The organism is Pseudoruegeria sp. SK021 (assembly GCF_002119405.1).
Taxonomy (GTDB): Bacteria; Pseudomonadota; Alphaproteobacteria; order Rhodobacterales; family Rhodobacteraceae; genus Meridianimarinicoccus.
This window is the reverse complement of sequence record NZ_MTBG01000018.1, coordinates 21,374-42,217: the sequence shown is the minus strand read 5'-3', so window position 1 is coordinate 42,217 and position 20,844 is coordinate 21,374. Positions and strand designations below refer to the sequence as shown.

The window sequence follows — 20,844 nt, the reverse complement described above, 5'->3', positions numbered from 1 at the left end:
TTTTACACCGCCATCAGTTTGTCGAAGCGATCGATCCATGCCGCGCGGTTTTCCGCAACGAATGCCCAGTCGGGTGCGTGGATTTGAACGCCGTCGGGAACAATCGCGCCCGCTTTGACCGTGGTGTTGGCCGGAACCGAGGTGGCAAAATCGGCAATCTGGGTCTGCATTTCGGCGCCAAGCATTTCGTTGACATAGGCCTGCGCCAGTTCAGGGTTCGGACCGTCTTTGACCAAACAGATACCTGAGGGCATGGCAAATATGCCTTCTTTTGGCGCAGCGAGGTCAACCGGCACACCTTCCGCCTTGCGAGGCAGCGTATAAGAGCTGAAATTACCGGCCAGCATCGAAACCTCACCCTGTTCCATCAGGTTGAAGGCTTGGGACATTGTCGAATAGACGGTCAGAAGGTTGGGATTAAGCTCTTCGAGTTTGGCAAAGGCTGCATCGACCTCATACTGGGCTTCCGAGAATGGTTTGCCAGTCGCCAGCATCGCCGCTGCAAAAAGTGTCCACACCCCTTCGGTATTTTGCAGCGAGGGGATGATCACCTGACCTTTGTTCGCAGGTTCCCACAGCTCGCCCCATGACGCGACGCCGGATTTCATATCGGTATTATAGGCAATACCCGCCCACGGCTGGACATAGTTGCACCACATTCCGTCCAGATGGACGGCGTCTGGGCGGAGCTCGGTCATGTTGGGAACAGCATCAGGGGTGATCGGCGTCAGCAAGCCGGCCTCAACCGCTTGAATCATCACTGGGTCATCCATCTGGACAACCGACAAATACGGACGGTCCTTGTTCGATGACATTTTTTCAAGATTAACGGATGATTTGGTGCCCTCGAACAGGATGTCGGCACCGATCGCAGATTTCATGTGCGGTGCAACAATCTGCTCCATCCAAGCGGTATGCGATCCGGCGCAGCCGATCACGATCTCAGCATTGGCGGCGCGCAGAAGCGACGGTGCGGCAAGGGTGCCGAGTGCGGCAGCGGCGGAGCTTTTCAGAAGCGTACGGCGGGTCACACCATGTCTTGAAAAAACGGTCATGTCTGTCCTCGTCTGTTGTTGGTCTGCAGTGCGCGGCAGCACTTGGATAAATGGCATTCCATTTGACACCCATCGCAGCCATAGGCAGTGTTGACCATGAAAACGGCTTGTTTTCAGGTAAAGTTCTCAAAATGATCAGAAATTAGGCGCTAATTTCTCTGCATTGACGAAAGACGAAACACGATGAAAAATAAAATGGCATCCCATTTGCGGAATGTAAAGCTGCTCTGTCCTGAAGGAGGGTTGCAATCCGACATGGCTTTGGAGATTCGAGACGGCCGCATTTATGCCATTTGCGCAGATCACGCCTGTCGTCCGGGCTCAGGCGAGGCGGTTGTCGACGGCGGCGGTGCGCTATGTTTGCCCGGCCTCATTAACAGTCACAACCATTCCCCGTTGATGATCGTGCGCGGCATGGTCGAAGATCTGGGCTTCGCGCCAGCCTATACGCCCGGTGTTCCGCAGGGGCACTGGCTGTCCGAGGAAGAGACGCTAGCATTGGCCCGTCTTGGGGTTATGGAAATGCTGTGCGCCGGCGCGACCACGATTGTGGATTATTACCGTATGCCCGAGGCGCTGGCCCGCGCGGCAGAAGAGTTTGGCCTGCGGGCCATGGTTGGCGGCCGCGTCATGGATGCTGACACCGCGGCCTTGGCCAAGGGACACTTTGTGCAAGACCCGGCATTGGGTGACGCAACCCTTGGCGCAGCGATGGATCTGATCGAGCAGTGGGAGGGCAAGGCGAATGGCCGCATCACCACAATTCTTGCCCCCCATGCCCCCGACACCTGTTCGCGCGCGCTTTTGACTGAATTTGCGGATATCGCCGCAAAGACGGGCAAACAGGTCCACACTCATCTGGCGCAATCGCGCATGGAGGTGGCACAGGTCATAGCGCGTGAGGGCATGACGCCAACGCAATTGTTGCAAGATGTCGGATTGCTGAATTCAGATTTGGTGGCGGCACATTGCATTTTTCTGGACGAGGCGGATATTGCACGGCTGGGTGCCGCTCGAGCGGTTGTGGCACATGCGCCTATTGGCAATGCGTCTTTCGGTGCGGCCGCACCCATTCTTGCACTAAGGGATGCCGGCGCGCAGATCACGCTCTGCACAGATACCAAATCCGCAGACATGTTTGAGGCCATGCGTATGGCCATTGCGTCCGCCCGTTGGCGGGCGGACATGGAATTTGTGCTGGACGCGACAGAGGTCTTCAGTTGGGCCACAACCGCACCGGCGCGCGCACTGAAAGGTCATGATGCCACTGGAACCCTTGAAAAGGGGGCACCTGCGGATTTGCTGTTGCTTGACCCAAAAGCCGCGAACCTCCGGCCTGTGATCGGCGGTTTCGGCATTGTCGCCCATTCAGGATCGGCAGCAAATGTCACCGATGTCATGGTGGGTGGCGACTGGTTGGTGCGGGATCGCCTGCCAGTAAAAGCCGATGCCGCCGAGGTGATCGCAAGTGCCCAATCGGTATCAGAAAGACTTTGGGCGCGCGCCGGGGCCTGATCCGTCAGGTCTCATCGCTACTCAGAACCGCGGCCACAGTGTCGCCCGTATGGCTCAGATGCTGCCGCCAAATGGCGGCAGCAGCGGATGCGTCACGCAGGCGCAATGCGTCCATCAGCGTTTCGTGTTCAGCGACGGCCTGCTTCCACCGGACCGGCGACATGATCGCCAAATACCGACCCCGCCGGGTCCGCAGCATCACCCGCTTATGGGCATCTTTCAAAGCTGCATTGCCGCAGAGATCAATGATTGCGTCGTGGATTGCAGAGTTCGCATCAAAATAGTCCTCGACATTACCGACCTTGTAATAAGCCAGCATCGCCGCGTGCAGATCTTCGATCTGGTCCAATTCGTCAGGCGTGATCCGCTGCGCCAGACGTTCGGCGGCCAGACTTTCCATCACGGCAATCACGTCGAACAACTGGCGCGCCTCAGCGGGGGTATAGCCGGTCACTTGCGCCCCGCAATTGCGCGAGATTTCGACCAGACCGTCGGCGCGCAACAACTTTAATGCTTCGCGGACAGGGGTGCGCGACACGTTCAATTCTGCGGAGAGTTTTCGCTCGACGATCCGCGCCCCGGCCGCCAGATCGCCCTTTATGATGCGTTCGCGGATGACATCGGCCACCGATTCCGCCACGGCGGTGGCAGAAACCGGCATGCCATTTGGGGCGGTCGAACCCGCAAAATCACTGATGTCGTCAGGCACAACAAAGCTCCGTTTCATCGTCAAACCGGTTCTTTGCTAATATGGCATTCCATTTGTGGATGCGAGGGGTTTTGCTATTCTTCCAGCCCCGTACTCTATTGGCATGCGGATAGAGGATTGGCATGCGGATAGAGGCCTCGATGACACCTCCCGCGCGGGGAACAATCCAGGATCACCAAATGCAGCAATGACGGCCGCATCAATAGCCCAGCCTTTCAGGAAGCCAAGTCACCACACCTGGCACCAACATGCACAAGAGTAAGACCGCATACATGGCGGCAATGAAGGGCCAGCTTTCGCGGACCAGTTCCCCCATCTTAACGCCAGTGATGCCCGTGACCACGAACAGGACGACCCCGACCGGTGGGGTTAGCATTCCGATGACGAGGTTCAGAACGAACAGAAATCCAAAATGCAGCGGGTCAATCCCGTATTGCAAGGCGATGGGATGGAACAACGGCACCAGCATGATGTAGGCGGCGTTGGATTCCAGAAACATGCCCACGACCAGCAACATGGCGGCCACAAGGCAAAGAAACACAAACGGACTTTCTGTTACGCCTTGCAACAGGCTGGCCAGCTTGAGGGGAAGCATGTCGATCGTGAACAAAAAGGTGACGGTGGATGCAAAGGCAATCATCGCGCCAACCAGCGCTGACGTTTTGGCAGCGGTCAACAGGACGTCGGGCAGGTCGGACAGCGACAGGTTTTTGGTGACGAAAAAACCGAGGAACAGCGCGTAACAGACGCCGATTGCCGCCCCTTCTGTCGGTGTGAACGCCCCGATGACGATGCCGCCGATGACAAGAACGGGCATCAGGAAAACCAAAAAACTGCGCCGGACTTCCCGCACAATTCGGGCGATGGTCACCGGTTCGCCCACAAGCGGATAGTCGCGCTTCCAAGAGATGAACCAACATAGGCCCATAAAGCTGAAGAACACGATCAATCCCGGCACGACACCAGACATGAACAGGCCGCCCACCGACACGGATGAGCCGGCCATGAAAGCATAGACAATCATCGCACCCGAAGGCGGGATGATCGGCCCCAGATTTGCTGCGGCTGCTACAACCCCGGTCGAAAACCCCAAGCTATATTGTTTTCGCAACGACGGCACGAGGGTCGACGACAAGGCGGACGCATCCGCCACCGCCGCACCCGAAACAGAGGCCAACCCCGCGCCTGCGATGATGGTGACCTGAGCCAATCCGCCCCGGACACGTCCGATAAACGCATTGGCCAGATCCACCAGTCGATCCATGATTCCGCCTTTGAGCATCAACTCGCCCGCGATCATGAACAAAGGAATGGACATCAACGGAAAGGAATTCACCGAATTCATCAGGCGAGGCGGCAAAACCAAAAGGTCGAACCCCGCCATCCACAGACCGGCAATGGCCGAGACGCCCAACGAAAAGGCCAGCGGCATCCCGAGGAACGCCAGAACAAGGAATGAGACAATGACAAATAGACTCATGGCTTGGCCTCTCCGGACGGGAAACTCAGGGGGATGAGGGCAAGCTGAATCAGATGCAGCATTGCGTGGAACGCGCCCAGAATGAGCGGAAAGAAGAAGACTGAAGATGTCACGTTGATCGCGCCCAAGCGTTCTGACCATGTGGCGAGCGCAACGATAATGGATGTCCAGAACACAATCGCCATCATCGCGGCGGCCAGTGCGCTCATGACCCGTGCAATGAACCGCCGCAGCCCATCGGGAAACCGTGTCACCAAAAGTTCGATCCCGACATGGGTGCCGTCCTTGATCCCAAGCGGAATGGCCAGAAAGATCGTCCAGACAAAGGCAATCCGAGAGGCTTCATCGGCCCAATCAAACGACCCATTAAAGACATAGCGCATGACCACTTGCGCCGACACGATGACCACCATTGCTGCGGCACCGGTCATGACCAGTAGACGCGCGCCTTTGTCAGCGCGCGTCAAGATCAGGTCAAGGACGCGATCAACCTGTATCAAATCACATACCCAGCTTGCCGGTTTCAGCATCGAGAATGGTGACCAGTTCCGGGTCGAGCCGGGCCTTGGTGTCGGCAGCAACACCGGCTGTTTTTTCCCGCAAAGCGCTGGCCAGTTCGGGCGAGACTTCTGTGTAGATCATGCCATCTGCTTCCAGAAGGGCCAGACCCTCGGCGTCTTGCTCGGCGGCCAGGTCGCGCTGAAATGCAATCGCAGTGCCCATCGCTTCTTCGACCATGGCTTTGGTGTCGGCATCAAGTCCGTCGAACCATTTCTCATTGGCGACGACTGAGATGAAGTCAAAGAAGTGGCCGGTGTTAGAGACGTGTTCCTGCACCTCGGCATAGCCGGCAACATTGATGATCGCGAATGGATTTTCTTGTCCGTCAATGACGCCTTGTTCCAAGGCCGAATAAAGTTCTTTCACGTCCATTGCGACCGGGTTCGCCCCCAAGGCGCGGAAGGTTGCAAGGTGGGTTTCATTTGGCTGAAGGCGGATTTTCAGGCCTTCAATATCTTCAACATTGACGATTGGACGGGCGTTGTTGGTCAGTTGACGAAAACCCAGTTCCATATACCCCAAGGATGTCAGGCCTTCGTTGGCCATCTTGTCGTCCAATGCGGCACCGACGGGGCCATCGACAATCGCAAAGGCCGTTTCACGATCTGGAAACTGGAACGGAAGGCCAATGACCTCAAGCTCGGGCACCGTGCGGGTCAGATAGGCCGTGCCGACCCACATCAGTTCAATCGCGCCAATCTTGACCGCCTGCACGTTCTCGGCCGCCCCGCCAAGCTGTTGCGCCGGGAAAATGTTGACGTCAATCTCGCCGTTGGACAGGCGTTCAAGTTCTTCTTCGAATTTCAACATCGCAAGGGACGATGAATGCTCGGTCGCAAAATTGCCCGCGACGCGGATGACCTCTTTGGCCTGTGCCGAGGCCGCGGCCAAAGCAAGGAAGGACACAGAGAGAGCGGTTTTGATGATCATTGCAGCGATCCTTTTAGAGGGGGGAGGCAGAAGGGGAGGTAGAATTGTTGTGCGCCGGTGCCCCAAAACTCATCGCGGCGCGCGCCCGGATGACAGACGTAATCTCGGCCAGCGTTGCCGTGTGCTCTTCGATGGGGCTGGCGGCCAACCGTCGCTCAAATGTGGCGAACAACGTGTCCAGGTCTGGAATTCGGTGCAGAGCGATGATGAAGGGGTGATGAAAGCGGGTTAGATATCTGGCGTTCAGATCGCGCAGATGCTTGGCTTGTGCGGCGGTCAGAGACATGAGCCCAAGGCGGCCTTGTTCAAAGGTCGATTCTTGGGTCATCCGTCCTTCGGCCGCTGCGGCCCCGGCCAGTTCGGGGTGCACGTTGAACATGGCGGTGCGGCGTTGCGCATCTGCCGTCAGGATGACCTCAACCAAGGCCTGCGCCAACGCCTCATCGCTGCCAAAAGGACGCGCATCTATCGCCAATTCTGCAACCCAAGGCGAGCGTTCAACCAAAGGCGCGATCATCTCGACCGCTTGGGGCCGGGTGGCCGCGTTTAGGGATTGAAGGCTGGGCGTCATGTCGAGGCATCTTCCGAAACGGTGTCGTTAAGGAGAGGTTAGGGCATACGCATCATTGCAATCCATGACATTATAATCAATTCTCCATTCGAGAAATTAGATTGGTACATCCATGGCAATTCATCTGCTCCCCCGTGTTCTGATCTATCTTGAAGCGGTCGCCGAGCATGGTTCTATTCAGGCCGCGTCTCGGGCCATCGGTATTTCCGCATCGGCCATTGATCGGCAAATCAAGCTATTGGAAGATCGGTTGGGCGCTTTGTTGTTCGACCGAATGCCGACGGGAATGATGTTGTCACCGGCCGGTGAAGTGTTTGTCACCCTTGCCCGGCGCTGGCGGTCGGACGAAACGCGGATCCTGTCGGATGTCAAACAGATGCAGGGGATTGACCTTGGCCATCTGCGGCTTGTGACGATGGACAGTCTGGTCAATGGGATTGTGCCAATGTTCCTGTCCCACGTGGCCGCGTCCTTTCCCAAGGTGCGCATTGACGTTGATGTCTCAACGCCGGATGAGGCCGTCGGCTATCTGGAGGATGGGCGTGCGGATATCGCGCTGGCGTTCAACCTGAGCGGGCAGCGGGATATGCATGTATTATGGAGCGCCGATTTACCCCTTTATTGTATCGTAGCACCCGGTCATCCGCTGGCGTCCGAGGCTCGGGTCACCCTCAATCAGGTTCGTGACCACGCCATCGTGGTCCAAAGTCGCGCGCTGTCCATCCGCCGCATTCTTGAGGCCCGGCATTCGTGGATGTTTGCCGAAGGGGTGCCGCCCATTGTGACCAATTCCCTGCAACTGCTGAAGAAACTCGTTATTTCTGGGCAGTATGTCGCGCTCACGTCAGAGTTGGATGCGGCGCCGGAATTATTGTCGGGGCAGGTCGTTGCCATTCCGGTAACGGGGTCCGACGTTGTTCATCAGACGATCGGCATCGCCCTCAATCCCCGCCGCACATTGCCCCGCATCGCGACGATCATTGCAGCAAGCTTGAAGGAACAGGTCGAGGACCTGCTTCGGGCGATCAAAGTCAAGGCCGAGGGCAGGCGCCCTCACGACTGATGTTCGCGTCCCGGCCGTGGTGATGCCGCCAGTTTCGGGTGTTGCAAGCGGCGGTGGCAGAGTGCCAATTATGAACCGCGCCTGGTTTGCCAGAGGCTCCAACTCTTGAGTAGGATGGAGGATCATGAGCAAGACATCGACTTTCACACCGCCCGCAGCAGGCTTATCCCGCAGCGACCGAGGCCGACTTTTGCTTTGCGCCGTTCTCAATCGCCTCGGGTTTATAGACTTAGGACCGGGTCACAATCGACATTCACATTGTCCCGTTCGGGACCACTTTACCGACGCAAGCGCCGAATCCGACACGGTAGTCCTTGGCAACCGATCCGCCGCGGAGGATCACGGTGTCCCCATCCTCAAGGAATGTACGCATCGCGCCCGACGACAATTCGACCGGCTGTTGTCCGCCCCAAGTGATTTCAAGCATGCAGCCGCGTGCCGTTTTCTCGGGGCCTGAAATGGTGCCGGACCCCAGCAAATCGCCCACCCGCATTGGGCAACCCGACGAGGTGTGATGGGCAAGTTGTTGCGCCGCCGAATAATACATTGACGCATAATTGGTGCGGGAAATTGTCGTCTCAGGTCCATTCTCGGGCTTGATCGCCACGTTGAGGTCGATATCGAACAGCATGGGCCCTAGTTCGGTGAGATAGTCCAGCAGCGGGACATCGCGTTCGGGCGTATTGGTGCGGAATGGCTCTAGCGCGGCAGTCGTGACGATCCACGGACTGATCGTGGTCGCCGTCGCCTTGGATTGGAAGGGACCCAACGGCAGGTATTCCCATGCTTGAATGTCCCGGGCCGACCAATCGTTCAGCAGCACATAGCCAAAAATGTTCTCAAAGGCCTGACCGACATTGATCGGTCCCTGAGATGCTTGCCCCACGACCGCACCCAATTCCAACTCGAAATCGAAACGCTGCGACGCGCCTAAGCGGGGGGCGGTTTCGTCCATCGCCTTCAGTTGACCTGACGGACGGCGCACATCCGTTCCCGACACCACAACCGATGAGGCACGCCCGTTATACCCGATGGGAATATGTAGCCAGTTCGCGGGCAATGATCCGTCCGCGCCGCGCAGGATCATTCCCACATTGGTCGCATGGTGACGTGAGGCATAAAAATCTGTATATTCCGACACCCGGAACGGCATTAACATCTGAGCCTGCCCGAGGGAGACAAGATGCGGCTCAAGCAGGGGTTGTTCGGACGCGCCTTTGGCCAGTGTGGATTGCAGCCAACTGCGCAAGCGCGCCCATTCCGATGTGCCGCGCGCCATAAAGGGCGACCAGTCCCCCTGACATAAGGTGCCAGAAAAGTCGATCTGCCCCGCGGCTTCGACCGCGTGCAGATCAAGAATGTGCGCCCCGATCGCGACGCCGCAATGGCCTGAGCCATCCTCGGCAAGGAATACGCCGTATGGCAAATTGTTCAGCGGAAAATCGGTGGCGTCGGAATTGGCGCTGTCGATCCAGGAAATCAGAAGGTCCGTCATGTTATACTGTCTCTCTTAAGGCATCGGTTTGGTGTTCCGGGCGCGCGTTGGCGAAGTCTTGACGATCGAGACAACGGGCCTCAATCTCGGTCAGGCGCTTGAAGGCAGATAGATCGCACCCCCAACGGTGGGCGTTGAACAGTTGCGGGATCAAACACGTGTCGGCCAAGTTCGGGGCATTGCTGAAACAGAATGTTTCGTCTGTTGGCAGGAGGGCTTGAAAGGCGTGCAGGCCTTTGGTCATCCAGTGACACATCCAAAGGCGCCGTGCTTCTTCGTCTTGGCCCATGTCTCGCAGACGCCCCAGAACCGTCAGATTGTTCAGGGGGTGAATATCGCAGGCGATGACCATCGCAGCCGCCCGCACGCGGGCCGCGTCGGTGGGACATTCAGGTACCAGACACGGTTGAGGATAGGTGGTGTCCAGCCAGTCGATGATCGCCAGTGATTGCGTCAACACTGTGTCATTGTTCAAGACCAATGCCGGAACCGCAGCACCGGGGTTCAGGCGTAAAAAATCGGGTGTTGTCTGTTCGCCCGTCACCAGATTTACAGAACGAGATTCATATTCTAATCCCTTAAAATTAAGCGCTATTCTGACGCGATACGCCGCGGAAGACCGCCAGTATCCATAGAGAACCATCATTGTTCTGAACCTGTCATACCGAGGCAACTGACCCGTTGGCCGCCCGATTATAGACGGATCGCGCAGCGTAAAGATGCGCGGTCATGATGGCATCTGCCCAGTCTGGGTCGCCCTCGCGGAACGCTTGGATCAGTTCCTTGTGGTGGTTCTGACTGCGTTCAAGTTCGGCACAGGTCCAGCGATCAAATGTTGGGCTGGTCAAACCATGACGCGCCACGCCCCGCACGGCCGTACTCATGGCGCTGTTTTCAGATTGGGTTAGAATGCGCCAGTGAAAATGCTCGTTTTGGGCGCGGTACAGCCGCCGGTCGGGGTCTTTGCTTCCCGCCACCCGATCCATGGTTTCGACAAATCCCCCGAGATCGGCAAGGAATGCCTTATCGACCTTTCCGGCCGCCAAACGTGCGGCGAGCGGCTCTAGCCGTGCGCGAACCACAAAAATATCTACCACCGTCATTGGATTGACGGCAGCCAGATAAACGCGGCGGTTCTGACGGCGTTCGACGATGCCTTCGACTTCAAGCTGATGCAACGCATCGCGCACCGGCGTGCGACTGATCTTAAGCCGCTCGGCCAGCATTTCCTCGGGCATCGGGTCACCGGCGACGAAATCACCGGACAAGATTAGCTTGCGAATGCCATCATAGGCGTCTTCCTTGGCCAAACTCATGGTGCCTCCGCGCTGACGTTGGATCTGGCCGCGACCACTGCCGCAGACTCCGTGCCTGCAAGGACGCCGTAGAGATGGCATCGCGACAGAACTCCGGCCGCGGCGTCCAGCAACTCTGGTTCGGTCTTGCGGCAGGTATCGGCGACATAGGGGCAGCGGGATGCAAACCGGCACCCGGGCGGTGCGTTGATGGGGGACGGCACATCGCCTTCCAGCACGACCCGTTCGCGGCGCACCAATGGGTTGGTATTGGGGATCGCGCGCATCAAGTGCTGGGTATATGGATGTTTCGGGCGGCGCAGAATTTCATGCACGGGGCCCTGTTCCACCACCCGCCCCAGATACATCACCGCGATCCGGTCGCAAATATAACCGACCGTTGCGATATCGTGCGAAATATAGAGAACGCCCAACCCCAGTTCGCGGGACAATTCATCCAGCAGTTGCAGCACGCCCGCCTGCACCGACACGTCCAGCATCGACACCGGTTCATCGGCAACGATGAACACCGGATCCAGCACTAAGGCACGGGCGATGGCGACCCGTTGGCGCTGTCCGCCGGACAGATCCGCGGGGTAGCGGTGCGCGAACTCTTCGGGTGGCAGGCGAACGTGGCCAAGTGCCTGATGCACCTTTGCCCTGCGGGTTGCCTCGTCGCCGCGACGATGGATCCGCAGCGGTTCGGCCACGATCTCGCCGATGGTCAGGCGCGGGTTGAGCGAACTGTAAGGATCCTGAAAGATGATCTGCGACTTGGCGCGAAAGTCCTTCAGGTCAGGGCCGGTTATTTCGGTGACCGACTGGCCCTGAAACACAATATCGCCGCTTGTCGGCTCGTGCATCCGCACCAGCGTCATTCCAAGGGTGGACTTTCCGCAGCCACTTTCGCCCACGAGGCCAAGGACCTCGCCCGCGCGAATTGTCAGATCGATGCCATCCAAGGCCTTCGCCACGCGGGCAGGCTGGCCGGTCAGCGCGGCGATGATGCCGCCGCCGAGCTTGAAATGGGTCTTAAGCTGCCGCGCTTCCAGCACTGTATCGCCATAGCTGCGCTGTGTCATGATGTGCCCCTCGCCGCGGTCGCCCATGTTTCAGGATTTGTGGCTCGCCTCCGAAAGTCGACGGCCTGTCCTGCGTGGTGGCAGGCCACACTGCGGCGCGGCTGCACCTCGCGCAGCGGCGGCTCTTGAGCCGAACATCGGTCCGTCGCAAATGGGCAACGGGTATGAAACCGGCATCCACTTGGCGGATTCAACAGATTGGGCAGGCCGCCCGCAATCGAGATCAGCGGCGGGCGTTCCTCTCCTTCGGCCAACATCCGGGGAAAAGCGTTGTGCAGCCCGATCGTATAGGGATGTTCGGGTGCCACCAGAACTTGCTCCACTGGCCCCATTTCGACGATTTTGCCCGCATACATGACCGCAACGGTGTTGCAGTTTTCGGCCACCAGCCCAATGTCATGGGTCACGAGGATCATCGAGCGATGCAGCCGGTCTTGAATGGCCCGAATGCGCGACATGATCTGGTCTTGCATGATCGGGTCCAGCGCCGTCGTCGGCTCATCCGCAAGCAACAACCCGGCATTGAGGCTAAGCGCCATAGCAATCACCGCGCGCTGACGCATTCCACCGCTGAATTGGTGCGGGTATTCCCGCAATCGCGCGGTGGGCAGGCCGACCAGCGTGAACAGCGATTCCGCCCGCGCCCAAGCAACCTTGCGGCTGACGTTTTCATGCGCCTGAATGGACTCGATAATCTGGTCGCCGATGCAGATCACCGGGTCGAGCGCGTTCATGGCACTTTGGGTAATCAGTGCGATCTTATTCCACCGGGTTTTGCGCAATGCGCCATCGGTCATCGCAAGAACGTTTTGACCGTTCAGCAAAACCTCACCATCAACCTGCGTTCCGTCGGGCAGCAGCCGCATCAAAGATTTGACCACAGTGCTTTTGCCGCAACCCGATTCCCCGACCAGTCCAAGGACACTGCTGGGCTGGACGTCAAAACTAATTCCATCCACAGCCCGGAAGGGACCCCGCGACGTCGCGTAGGCAATCCGCAGATCGCGCACTGACAGCTCGACCGGTGGCTTTGCGTTTAGCTTGCGGTCGAAGTCAGTTTCATGTGTGTTTAATGTCATGTCACTTGGCCCTCAGTCGCGGGTTTGCATGTTCCTCGAACGCACGCCCCACAAGGTAGAGCGACGAAATCAACATCACGAGCGCCAGAGACGGCGGCACAACCCACCACCAAGCGCTGCGCAGATTGCCGCTGGTGAATGCGGTGTTCAGCATCTGACCCCACGAGGTCGTCGATGGATCGCCTAGGCCGATAAAACTCAGGCTGGCCTCGGTCAGCACCGCAAAGGCCACGGACATCGTCACCCATAGAAAGATCACGCGAAACACGTTGGGCAAAATGTGGCACCGGATAATGTGAACGTGCGATGCGCCTGCGGTTCGCGCCCACTTGACATACACGCGCTCACGCTCGGTCAGCACCGCTGATCGGATGATTCGTGCACCGTTCCGCCAGAACAACAGAACAATGACCAGAATGATGTTGTTGATGCTGGGTCCCAACAGGCCCACGGCGAGAATGGCAAACGGCAACGTCGGGATGGACAAGGCAATGTCGGTGATGCGCATCAGCACATCGTCCACCCAGCCGCCGAAATAGCCCGAGATCACCCCAAACAGCGTTGAGATCACGCCGACAGCAATCGCCCCGAGCACGCCAACCATCAGGGTGACACGGAAACCCAGAACAAACTGGGAAAACACATCCTGTCCAAACGTTGTCGTCCCCAGCCAATGATCCGCGGATGGTGGCTGCAACCGCATCAGCCGACCTGTGTCGCTAATCGCAGATTCAAACGGCGGATGGGTGGCGATCAGGGGCGCAAAGATCGCAATCAGGAAAAAGATCGCAAGGATAATTAGTCCGCCCAGTGCGAAGCGATCACGAATGAGTGCAGCCAGCGGGTCTGTCAGCCACGACCAGCGACGGCTTGGTGATTGTTTTGTATATTTTACCAACGTTGTCATTCGCTTATCACCTATACACGACGCGTGGATCAAGCTTGCCATAGGTCAGATCTGCGGCAAAATTCGCCACGACGATCATCACAGCCAGCAAAAAGAACGCAGCTTGGGCAAGCGGGAAATCCTGGCGGGTTACGGCCATCACCAGTTCGCGCCCGATGCCCGGCCAGCTAAAGACGATCTCGATCACGACAATTCCGGCGATGGTCTCTGCAAGCGCAGGGAAAAGCCATGTAATCAGCGGCAACAGCGAATTGCGGCCCGCATGCCATGCCACGCGCGAATTGGATACGCCTTTGGCGCGCACCAGTTCGATGTAATCTTCTGTCCGGTTCTCGGCCACGCCTGACCGCATTAGAAGAAGGTTCTCGGGCAAGAAGTAGATCGTGATTGCGAGGACTGGCAGGATCAGATGGATCAGGAAGTCGCCCTGCAAAAACCGCGCGATACCGGTTTTTCCATTCGCGTCCCCCATGCCAAATCCCGGCAGCCAGCCCAACCAACTTGAGAAAATTGCCAGCAAGGCAATGCCGATGATGAAGCTTGGGGTGCCGCGAATGATGGTGGCCACCAAGATGCCGCTGCGTTCGGTTGCGCTGCCGCGTTTGGACCAGCCGACGACCATGCCCAGTCCTGCGCCGATGGCCGCGCCCATCAACAACCCTGGCACCGCAATCCACAACGTATTGACGATCCGCGGCAAAAGAACGTCCCAAACCGGTTTTTTATAAAAGAAGGACTCCCCGAAATCGAACACCATCAGATTTTTAATGTAGCTCACGTATTGTGTGCCAAGGGACCCGGTCAGCCCCCATTCCTTGAGCAGGGCCTGCCGCGCCTCTTCGGACATGCCACGTTCGACCATCATGGCTGTAGGATCGGCCGGCACGATGCGAAATATGAAAAACATGATCGTCGTGACAGCGAACACCACTACGATAGACTGGAGTAGCCGCCGCAGAATATAGGCGCGCATAAGAGATTACCTCTGAATCAAAAATCGGGGATGGGTTGGGGCGGCCCGTCTCTTGCAGGCCGTCCCGAATGGCAGATTACTTGACGGGGAAGTGCAGCGCGCCGTCTGAACCCCAGCCGTACCCTGCGTCCTCAAGTTCCTGACGGGCGGCGTCGATATCGAACGCAATCTGCTCAAGGTCAGAATTGTACCACTGGCCAAGAACCCGGGGCACCGGGCCTTCGGACGCCGGAACGGCAAAGCCCTGCCAGCCTTCGATCATCACGCGTTGCTTGTTGCTTGCCTTGCGAATGGCCATCCGAAATGCCCGGTCGTTGAACGGTGCCTTTTCGTTGTTCATCCAAACAAAGACCGACCCATGCGACGGCACTTCGATGAACTCAAGGAAATCGTTCTGGCGCGCCAGATCGTCCATAGATGCGACGGGCAAGACGGATGTGGCGATATCGCCTGTCCCATCCAAAAGCGCCGCCCGGATCGCGTCGGCCTGACCCAGAGCAAGTCTGCGCAAACCGTCGTATTCTGGCGCTTGAAAATGATCCGCGTTGGCGTCAAGTTCGTGAACTTCGTTGGGCAGCCACGTTTTGAACTTGAATGGCCCGCTGCCGATAACCGCATCATCTGCCACGATGTCCCAAGCCAAAAGATCTTCCGGCCCGTTGGACCAGATGTGCTCGGGCAGGATGAACATATAGGTCAGCACCGTGATCTCAAACGCGGCGTCGGGACTGTTGAGTGAGATGCGGAAGGTCAAATCGTCGATTTTTTCCGCGCCGGTGATGTTCGACGTGCGGGACGACATTGCAGGTGGTTGCAGATCGACGACCGTGTTGATCGTATATACCGCATCATCGGCAGTGACCGCCTCACCATCGTGGAACAACATGCCCTCGCGCAGCGTCACTTCAAGTGTCGTGTCGTCAATCCAGGTCCAGCTTTCCGCAGCCCAAGGCACGGTTTTACCTTCGGAATTGTTCTTGGCAAAAGTATCGAAAATAAACCGCACCCAGCCCACAGCGCTTTCTTCGGCCAGCGGGTTATAGGTACTCACATCTTCGAAATAGGCCCAGTCCAGCCAGCGATCGTCGGTCAGCGGACGCGCGGCGAGCCACGGGTTCACCAACTCCTCGTGCGCGGCCACTGGTTCGGGGCTGGTCACGTTTTCCCATTTCGAACTGTTGTAGACAATTCCGTATGTCCGATTGACCACCGTGAAGAACGGCATCGCCTCGACGAATTCTTCCTGCAACGCATGGACCGCTTCGATGCGGTCGGACTGATCGATGATGGCGCGCTGATCCGAAGCGCGCTGGCTGTACGCCTCGTCACACCATTTCGATCCATTGCGCCGCAGCCCGCAGGCGGCAACGTCATAGACCCAATACGTGGGGTCGACACGGTCAGGGTCGGCCCCGACCGAAAATACCGCCAGATCTTCAAGTTGGCCGCCGACGATATACTGCGTGACGAAAGTTGAAAATTGCACCGGAACCAATTGCAGCTCCAGCCCCAATTTGCCCCAGTCATCAGCAAGCGCTCGGGCAGATTGTTCAAATTCAGGGCCCATGTCCGAGGCGTAATACTCCACGGTCATTTTTGGGATCTTCTCTCCTAGTTCCTGCGCAGTGGCTGATGTCCCTGCATATATTCCGACGACCGCGACCGCTGCCGTGAACGGGCCGCCAAGTCGCAAACCTTTACCAATCATTGCGTTTCTCCTCCCAAAGAGCCGATGTGTGGCATGAACGACCCGGACCTAGCGCGACCGGTGCCTTCCTCGCCATTTCTGTACACAATTATGCGGGCTGTCAATCGAGATTGATCGACGTCGCTGCGGGGAATTTGGGTAAATTGTTGGATTTGCGCAATATAATTATTGACCGACAGGTACATAGAATCATTAATGTACTAAATCAAAACAATAAGCGGGTTCAGATAGATGGGATCGCTAATCCGAATTTGGATTTCGGCGGTTTGTCAGTCGGGGTCTCCGGGGCATCACCCGGTCACCGTAGGCTTTCTGGCTGAGAGGGACGTGATCAATCACCAAAGCCTTAAAAGCCGCCATCAATATCTTGCGATCCGGCAGGCCGGCCTCGATTGCCGCAAGCAGACCGGCGACGAAAAGAAACATTTCTTGGCAGATTTCGGCGCAGTCAGATGAAAATGCCGGTTGCATGCCCGTTGGTGGGGCATATGATCGCCGGATGACCGAAAGCCTCGACTTCTTTGATCGCCGGATATTGGACGAACTTCAGCGTGATTGCGCCCAGTCGCAGCGGGCGCTAAGCGACCGGATCGGGTTGTCGCAAAACGCGTGCTGGCGACGGCTGCAAGCGCTGCAAGCCAAGGGCATGATCAAGGCGCGCACAGCGGTCTTGGACCGCACCAAGGTTGGCGCGGATTTGGTGGTGTTTTCGATGGTCAAAACCCGCAGCCATTCCACCGACTGGCTCGACCGGTTCCGCAGCCATATTTCCTCCATTCCAGAGGTGGTCGATTTCTACCGGATTGGCGGCGAGTACGACTATCTTCTGAAGATCATCACGGCGGATATGAAATCCTATGATCTGGTCTACAAACGGATCATCGAAAAGGTCGAGCTTGAGACCGTGACGTCGTACTTTGCCATGGAAGCGATTGAAGAACAGCGGCCCATCGTTTTGCCGTAAGTCGCTGGAGTTACGCCAGCGACATCAGCGCATAGGTGACCTGAGCCGCCGTAAAATCCGACACCCGGCTGCCCGGTTCCGGGGCCAGTTCGACCACGTCGCAGCCGACCATGCGGCGACCAGCAAGGGCGCTTTCCACCAACGACAGCGCTTGCCAAAAGCCAAGGCCGCCGGGCACGGGCGTGCCGGTGGCGGGCAAGAAGGATGGGTCCAGCCCATCCAGATCAAAGCTGACATAGACCAGTTCGGGGAAATCCGCCGGCAAGCTCACCGACAGGGTGTTGCCCGTCACCAACGCCTCGGCATCTACGAAATGAACTCCAAGCCGGGCGCGGGCGTCTGCCTCGTCCTGACACAAGGCGCGGACGCCAAATTGGGCCAGCGCGATGCCGTCCTCTTCGGCCAGCAGCCGCATCACTGAGGCATGGGAATGCCGCTCGCCCTGATAGGCCAGTCGCAGGTCGGCATGGGCGTCGATCTGGACAATCCCCACCGGCGCACCGCAGGCGGCAGCAACGCCGCGCACTGCGCCATAGCTGAGGGAATGTTCGCCGCCCAAGACCACCGGAATCTGGCCCTGCTGGGTTGCGGCGCGGGTCCGGTCTGCGATCCGGTCCATCACCTCCGGCAGCGGGCCGGTGCAATCCACCACATCTTCCGTGACGATGCCCGCCGCACAGGGTTGATCGCCGCGCCAGAGCCGCTCCAGTTCCACACTGGCTTCAAGGATCGCAGCCGGGCCATGGCCGGTACCGGACCCGTACGACACTGTCCGCTCCAGTGGGACCGGGATCACCCGGAAACGGGCGGTGCTGGGGTCAGTCTCGGCGGCGCTCAACTCACCATCAAGGAAGATCGTCATGGGCGGAACCTTTCAGGACAACCGGTTCAGGAAATCGTCATAGCCAAATTCGCGGATCACACGCAGATCATCGGTGCGCGAATCCAAAATGGCGAGGGCGGGCAGGGGGACGCCGTTGAAGGTGTTGGTCTTGACCATGGAATAATGCGCCTGATCCAGAAAGGCAAAGCGGTCACCCACCGCCCACGGCACGGCAGGGCGGAAATCGCCGATTACATCCCCGGCCAAGCACGACGGGCCGCCCAAGCGGATCGCGGGGGCGTCGCCTTCGGGCAATTCGCCCAACAGATCCGGACGATAGGGGGCTTCGATCACGTCGGGCATATGGCACGTGGCGGAAATATCGGTGATTGCCAGTGGCATGCTGTTCTCGGTCAGATCAAGGATTTCCCCGACCAGAATGCCGGCTTGCAGGGCAACGGCCTCGCCCGGTTCCAGATACACCTCGACATCATAGGTGGTGCGGATGTGTCGGATCAGGCCAATCAACCCGTCGCGGTCGTAATCGCCCTTGGTGATGTGGTGGCCGCCGCCAAGGTTGAGCCATTTCAACTTGTGCAACCACGGTCCGATGGTCGGTTCCACCGCAGCCCACGTGCGGGCGAGGGGCGCGAACCCCTGCTCGCAGAGGGTGTGCATGTGCAAACCGGATAGCCCGTCCAGATCGGCCTCGGTCACGCGCGAGACCGGGGCGCCAAGGCGGGAACAGGCGGCGGCGGGGTCGTATTTTTCGTTCCAGCCTTCAGAATGCTCTGGGTTGATCCGCAGGCCGGCCTCGACCGTCAGTCCCTCGGCTTGTGCCGCCAGCAACTGTGGCCGAAAGCGTCGGGCTTGCGAGGCCGAGTTGAAGATCACATGGTCCGAAACCCGCAGGACTTGCGCAAGTTCATCCGGCTTGAACCCGGCATTGAACGTGGCCACATGACCGCCGAACTTCTCCCGTCCCAGCCGGGCTTCATGGATGCCCGAGGCGGCGGTGCCGCTCAGATAGCGCATGATCACTGGCGCAAGGGCATGCATTGAGAACGCCTTCAGGGCCAGAAACACATGCCCACCGGATTGTGCAGCCACATCAGCCAGGATCGCGCAGTTGCGCTCGATCTGGGCCGCGTCGACCACGAAACAGGGTGACGGCACCCGGCTCAGGTCGAGCCGCGCAAATCGCTCCCGGCTGTCCGCCGAAATATCCAGATTTTGATCCAAAGCCTCATCCTCTCCTCGGGGCGCCACGACCCCCATCGGGGGGGCGTCCGGGCGGGGTGGGCTCGATGCCCGCCCCGCCCGGGGTCCGGTCAGAAGTCGACCGGCGCGTCCAGTTCCACAACCTGCCAAGGCAGGCCTTGGGTGTTCAGCATCTCCATGAACGGATCAGGGTCGAGCTGTTCCATGTTCCAGACCCCGGCTTCTTTCCACGCGCCGGTCAGCACCATCGCCGCGCCGATCATCGCCGGCACGCCGGTGGTATAGGCCACGGCTTGGCTGCCGACCTCGGCGTAACATTCTTCATGGTCGCAAATGTTGTAGATGTAGAACGTCTTCTCGCCGCTGCCGTCGATCGCCGGACCGGTGGCAATATCGCCAATGCAGGTCTTGCCCTTGGTCAGTGCGCCCAGATCGCCGGGATCGGGCAGAACCGTTTTCAGGAACTGCAACGGAATGATCTCGACCCCATTATGCATCACCGGCTGGATTGAGGTCATGCCGATGTTTTCCAACACCGTGACGTGATTGATATAAGCGTCGCCAAAGGTCATCCAGAACCGCGCCCGTTCGATCTCGGGGAAGTGGGTGCTCAGGCTCTCCAATTCCTCGTGATACATCAGGTACATGTTCTTGGTCCCGACGCCGGGGAAGTCATAGGCGACCTTATGGGTCATCGCCGGGCTTTCGACCCATTGGCCCGCTTCCCAGTGCCGGGCCGGGGCGGTGACTTCGCGGATATTGATCTCGGGGTTGAAGTTGGTCGCAAAGGCCTTGCCATTGTCGCCGCCGTTGCAGTCCAGCACATCCAACTGCCGAATGCCTGACAGTTTGTGCTTGCGTAGCCATGTGGCAAAGACACTTGTGACGCCGGGATCAAAGCCCGACCCAAGGATTGCGGTCAGACCGGCCTCTTGAAACTTGTCCTGATAGGCCCACTGCCAGTGATACTCGAACTTGGCCTCATCTTCGGGCTCATAATTCGCGGTGTCGAGATAGTTCACACCGGCCTCAAGGCAGGCATCCATCAGCACCAGATCCTGATAGGGCAGGGCCACATTCACCAACAACTCGGCCCCGGTTGCGCGCAACAGCGCAACGGTGGCAGCGACATCCATCGCATCCAGCTGATAGGTCGCCACCGTCACGCCGGTACGGTCTTTGACGCTGGCGGCGATGTCATCGCATTTCGACTTGGTGCGGCTTGCCAGCGCGATCTCCGAGAAAATCTCGGGGTTCATCGCCATCTTGTGTACAGCAACAGAGCTTACGCCGCCTGCGCCAACCACCAGAACCTTACCCATCCTGTCATCCTTTCCTGTCATTCGGTCTTGTCACAAGACCTTGGCCGGTCCCGGTTTGCGCTGTGGCATCGGGGGGCGGCCAAAGGTTCCG

At 58.4% G+C, this 20,844-nt stretch carries 20 protein-coding genes; 3 read left to right on the top strand and 17 right to left on the bottom strand.

Annotated elements, in window-relative coordinates:
• Positions 1 to 2: 2 nt before the first annotated feature.
• Entirely contained in the window at positions 3 to 1,055 is a 1,053-nt protein-coding gene (locus tag BV911_RS11950; RefSeq protein ID WP_086053847.1) for an extracellular solute-binding protein, read from the bottom strand.
• Positions 1,056 to 1,310: 255 nt separating this feature from the next.
• Here BV911_RS11950 and BV911_RS11945 point away from each other — a divergent pair, with 255 nt between their 5' ends.
• Positions 1,311 to 2,570, top strand: a complete 1,260-nt coding sequence (locus BV911_RS11945; RefSeq protein ID WP_240512227.1) for an amidohydrolase family protein — start codon at positions 1,311 to 1,313, stop codon at positions 2,568 to 2,570.
• A 4-nt stretch (positions 2,571 to 2,574) separates the two neighbouring features.
• On the opposite strand, the gene BV911_RS11940 is transcribed toward BV911_RS11945, so the two are convergent.
• The 5 genes from BV911_RS11940 to uraD all read right to left on the bottom strand — a co-directional run bounded on the left by BV911_RS11940 (position 2,575) and on the right by uraD (position 6,821).
• Positions 2,575 to 3,297, bottom strand: a complete 723-nt coding sequence (locus BV911_RS11940) for a GntR family transcriptional regulator (RefSeq protein ID WP_086053846.1) — start codon at positions 3,295 to 3,297, stop codon at positions 2,575 to 2,577.
• Between the two features lie 181 nt (positions 3,298 to 3,478).
• Complete coding sequence (locus tag BV911_RS11935) at positions 3,479 to 4,759, bottom strand: TRAP transporter large permease (protein WP_086053845.1); 1,281 nt, start codon at positions 4,757 to 4,759, stop codon at positions 3,479 to 3,481.
• Positions 4,756 to 5,226, bottom strand: a complete 471-nt coding sequence (locus BV911_RS11930) for a TRAP transporter small permease (RefSeq protein ID WP_168184055.1) — start codon at positions 5,224 to 5,226, stop codon at positions 4,756 to 4,758. The genes BV911_RS11935 and BV911_RS11930 overlap by 4 nt, the downstream gene beginning before the upstream one ends.
• 34 nt (positions 5,227 to 5,260) lie before the next feature.
• Positions 5,261 to 6,250 (bottom strand): TRAP transporter substrate-binding protein, encoded by a 990-nt coding sequence (locus tag BV911_RS11925; protein ID WP_086053843.1) that lies wholly within the window; start codon positions 6,248 to 6,250, stop codon positions 5,261 to 5,263.
• 13 nt (positions 6,251 to 6,263) lie between these two features.
• Positions 6,264 to 6,821 carry a 2-oxo-4-hydroxy-4-carboxy-5-ureidoimidazoline decarboxylase gene (uraD, locus tag BV911_RS11920; RefSeq protein ID WP_086053842.1) on the bottom strand — a complete coding sequence of 186 codons (558 nt, stop codon included), beginning with the start codon at positions 6,819 to 6,821 and terminating at the stop codon, positions 6,264 to 6,266.
• A gap of 112 nt (positions 6,822 to 6,933) precedes the next feature.
• Here uraD and BV911_RS11915 point away from each other — a divergent pair, with 112 nt between their 5' ends.
• Positions 6,934 to 7,884, top strand: coding sequence for a LysR family transcriptional regulator (locus BV911_RS11915; protein WP_086053841.1), 951 nt, complete (start codon positions 6,934 to 6,936; stop codon positions 7,882 to 7,884).
• A 253-nt stretch (positions 7,885 to 8,137) separates the two neighbouring features.
• Here the strand turns inward: BV911_RS11915 and fahA are convergent, their stop codons facing one another.
• The 8 genes from fahA to BV911_RS11875 form a co-directional block, all read right to left on the bottom strand.
• Positions 8,138 to 9,379, bottom strand: coding sequence for a fumarylacetoacetase (gene fahA, locus BV911_RS11910; protein WP_086053840.1), 1,242 nt, complete (start codon positions 9,377 to 9,379; stop codon positions 8,138 to 8,140).
• Position 9,380: 1 nt separating this feature from the next.
• A complete protein-coding gene (gene maiA, locus BV911_RS11905) occupies positions 9,381 to 10,022 on the bottom strand; it encodes a maleylacetoacetate isomerase (RefSeq protein WP_168184056.1) in 642 nt (213 codons plus the stop codon).
• Positions 10,023 to 10,038: 16 nt separating this feature from the next.
• A complete protein-coding gene (locus tag BV911_RS11900; RefSeq protein ID WP_168184054.1) occupies positions 10,039 to 10,695 on the bottom strand; it encodes a GntR family transcriptional regulator in 657 nt (218 codons plus the stop codon).
• The gene (locus BV911_RS11895) at positions 10,692 to 11,756 is read right to left on the bottom strand and encodes an ABC transporter ATP-binding protein (protein WP_086053875.1); all 1,065 of its coding nucleotides are present in this window, start codon (positions 11,754 to 11,756) and stop codon (positions 10,692 to 10,694) included. The genes BV911_RS11900 and BV911_RS11895 overlap by 4 nt, the downstream gene beginning before the upstream one ends.
• Positions 11,753 to 12,835 carry an ABC transporter ATP-binding protein gene (locus BV911_RS11890; RefSeq protein ID WP_086053837.1) on the bottom strand — a complete coding sequence of 361 codons (1,083 nt, stop codon included), beginning with the start codon at positions 12,833 to 12,835 and terminating at the stop codon, positions 11,753 to 11,755. The genes BV911_RS11895 and BV911_RS11890 overlap by 4 nt, the downstream gene beginning before the upstream one ends.
• 1 nt (position 12,836) lies before the next feature.
• A complete protein-coding gene (locus BV911_RS11885) occupies positions 12,837 to 13,742 on the bottom strand; it encodes an ABC transporter permease (protein WP_168184053.1) in 906 nt (301 codons plus the stop codon).
• Between the two features lie 7 nt (positions 13,743 to 13,749).
• Complete coding sequence (locus BV911_RS11880; protein WP_086053835.1) at positions 13,750 to 14,715, bottom strand: ABC transporter permease; 966 nt, start codon at positions 14,713 to 14,715, stop codon at positions 13,750 to 13,752.
• Positions 14,716 to 14,791: 76 nt separating this feature from the next.
• Positions 14,792 to 16,309, bottom strand: a complete 1,518-nt coding sequence (locus tag BV911_RS11875; protein ID WP_168184052.1) for an ABC transporter substrate-binding protein — start codon at positions 16,307 to 16,309, stop codon at positions 14,792 to 14,794.
• Between the two features lie 613 nt (positions 16,310 to 16,922).
• Between BV911_RS11875 and BV911_RS11865 the strand changes: the two genes are divergently transcribed.
• Complete coding sequence (locus tag BV911_RS11865) at positions 16,923 to 17,387, top strand: Lrp/AsnC family transcriptional regulator (RefSeq protein ID WP_086053874.1); 465 nt, start codon at positions 16,923 to 16,925, stop codon at positions 17,385 to 17,387.
• A gap of 10 nt (positions 17,388 to 17,397) precedes the next feature.
• Here BV911_RS11865 and speB read toward each other — a convergent pair whose 3' ends face one another.
• The 3 genes from speB to BV911_RS11850 all read right to left on the bottom strand — a co-directional run bounded on the left by speB (position 17,398) and on the right by BV911_RS11850 (position 20,753).
• On the bottom strand, positions 17,398 to 18,249 hold the full coding sequence (gene speB / locus BV911_RS11860) for an agmatinase (protein WP_086053832.1): 852 nt from the start codon (positions 18,247 to 18,249) through the stop codon (positions 17,398 to 17,400).
• A 12-nt stretch (positions 18,250 to 18,261) separates the two neighbouring features.
• Positions 18,262 to 19,452 (bottom strand): carboxynorspermidine decarboxylase, encoded by a 1,191-nt coding sequence (locus BV911_RS11855; protein WP_240512226.1) that lies wholly within the window; start codon positions 19,450 to 19,452, stop codon positions 18,262 to 18,264.
• 89 nt (positions 19,453 to 19,541) lie between these two features.
• Positions 19,542 to 20,753, bottom strand: a complete 1,212-nt coding sequence (locus BV911_RS11850) for a saccharopine dehydrogenase family protein (protein ID WP_086053830.1) — start codon at positions 20,751 to 20,753, stop codon at positions 19,542 to 19,544.
• Between the last annotated feature and the right edge of the window lie 91 nt (positions 20,754 to 20,844).

Coding starts and splice junctions, on each gene's coding strand:
- BV911_RS11950 (WP_086053847.1), bottom strand. CDS start 1,055: ATGACCGTTTTTTCAAGACATGGTGTGACCCGCCGTACGCTTCTGAAA.
- BV911_RS11945 (WP_240512227.1), top strand. CDS start 1,311: ATGGCTTTGGAGATTCGAGACGGCCGCATTTATGCCATTTGCGCAGAT.
- BV911_RS11940 (WP_086053846.1), bottom strand. CDS start 3,297: ATGAAACGGAGCTTTGTTGTGCCTGACGACATCAGTGATTTTGCGGGT.
- BV911_RS11935 (WP_086053845.1), bottom strand. CDS start 4,759: ATGAGTCTATTTGTCATTGTCTCATTCCTTGTTCTGGCGTTCCTCGGG.
- BV911_RS11925 (WP_086053843.1), bottom strand. CDS start 6,250: ATGATCATCAAAACCGCTCTCTCTGTGTCCTTCCTTGCTTTGGCCGCG.
- uraD (WP_086053842.1), bottom strand. CDS start 6,821: ATGACGCCCAGCCTTCAATCCCTAAACGCGGCCACCCGGCCCCAAGCG.
- BV911_RS11915 (WP_086053841.1), top strand. CDS start 6,934: ATGGCAATTCATCTGCTCCCCCGTGTTCTGATCTATCTTGAAGCGGTC.
- fahA (WP_086053840.1), bottom strand. CDS start 9,379: ATGACGGACCTTCTGATTTCCTGGATCGACAGCGCCAATTCCGACGCC.
- maiA (WP_168184056.1), bottom strand. CDS start 10,022: ATGGTTCTCTATGGATACTGGCGGTCTTCCGCGGCGTATCGCGTCAGA.
- BV911_RS11900 (WP_168184054.1), bottom strand. CDS start 10,695: ATGAGTTTGGCCAAGGAAGACGCCTATGATGGCATTCGCAAGCTAATC.
- BV911_RS11895 (WP_086053875.1), bottom strand. CDS start 11,756: ATGACACAGCGCAGCTATGGCGATACAGTGCTGGAAGCGCGGCAGCTT.
- BV911_RS11890 (WP_086053837.1), bottom strand. CDS start 12,835: ATGACATTAAACACACATGAAACTGACTTCGACCGCAAGCTAAACGCA.
- BV911_RS11885 (WP_168184053.1), bottom strand. CDS start 13,742: ATGACAACGTTGGTAAAATATACAAAACAATCACCAAGCCGTCGCTGG.
- BV911_RS11880 (WP_086053835.1), bottom strand. CDS start 14,715: ATGCGCGCCTATATTCTGCGGCGGCTACTCCAGTCTATCGTAGTGGTG.
- BV911_RS11875 (WP_168184052.1), bottom strand. CDS start 16,309: ATGACCGTGGAGTATTACGCCTCGGACATGGGCCCTGAATTTGAACAA.
- BV911_RS11865 (WP_086053874.1), top strand. CDS start 16,923: ATGACCGAAAGCCTCGACTTCTTTGATCGCCGGATATTGGACGAACTT.
- speB (WP_086053832.1), bottom strand. CDS start 18,249: ATGACGATCTTCCTTGATGGTGAGTTGAGCGCCGCCGAGACTGACCCC.
- BV911_RS11850 (WP_086053830.1), bottom strand. CDS start 20,753: ATGGGTAAGGTTCTGGTGGTTGGCGCAGGCGGCGTAAGCTCTGTTGCT.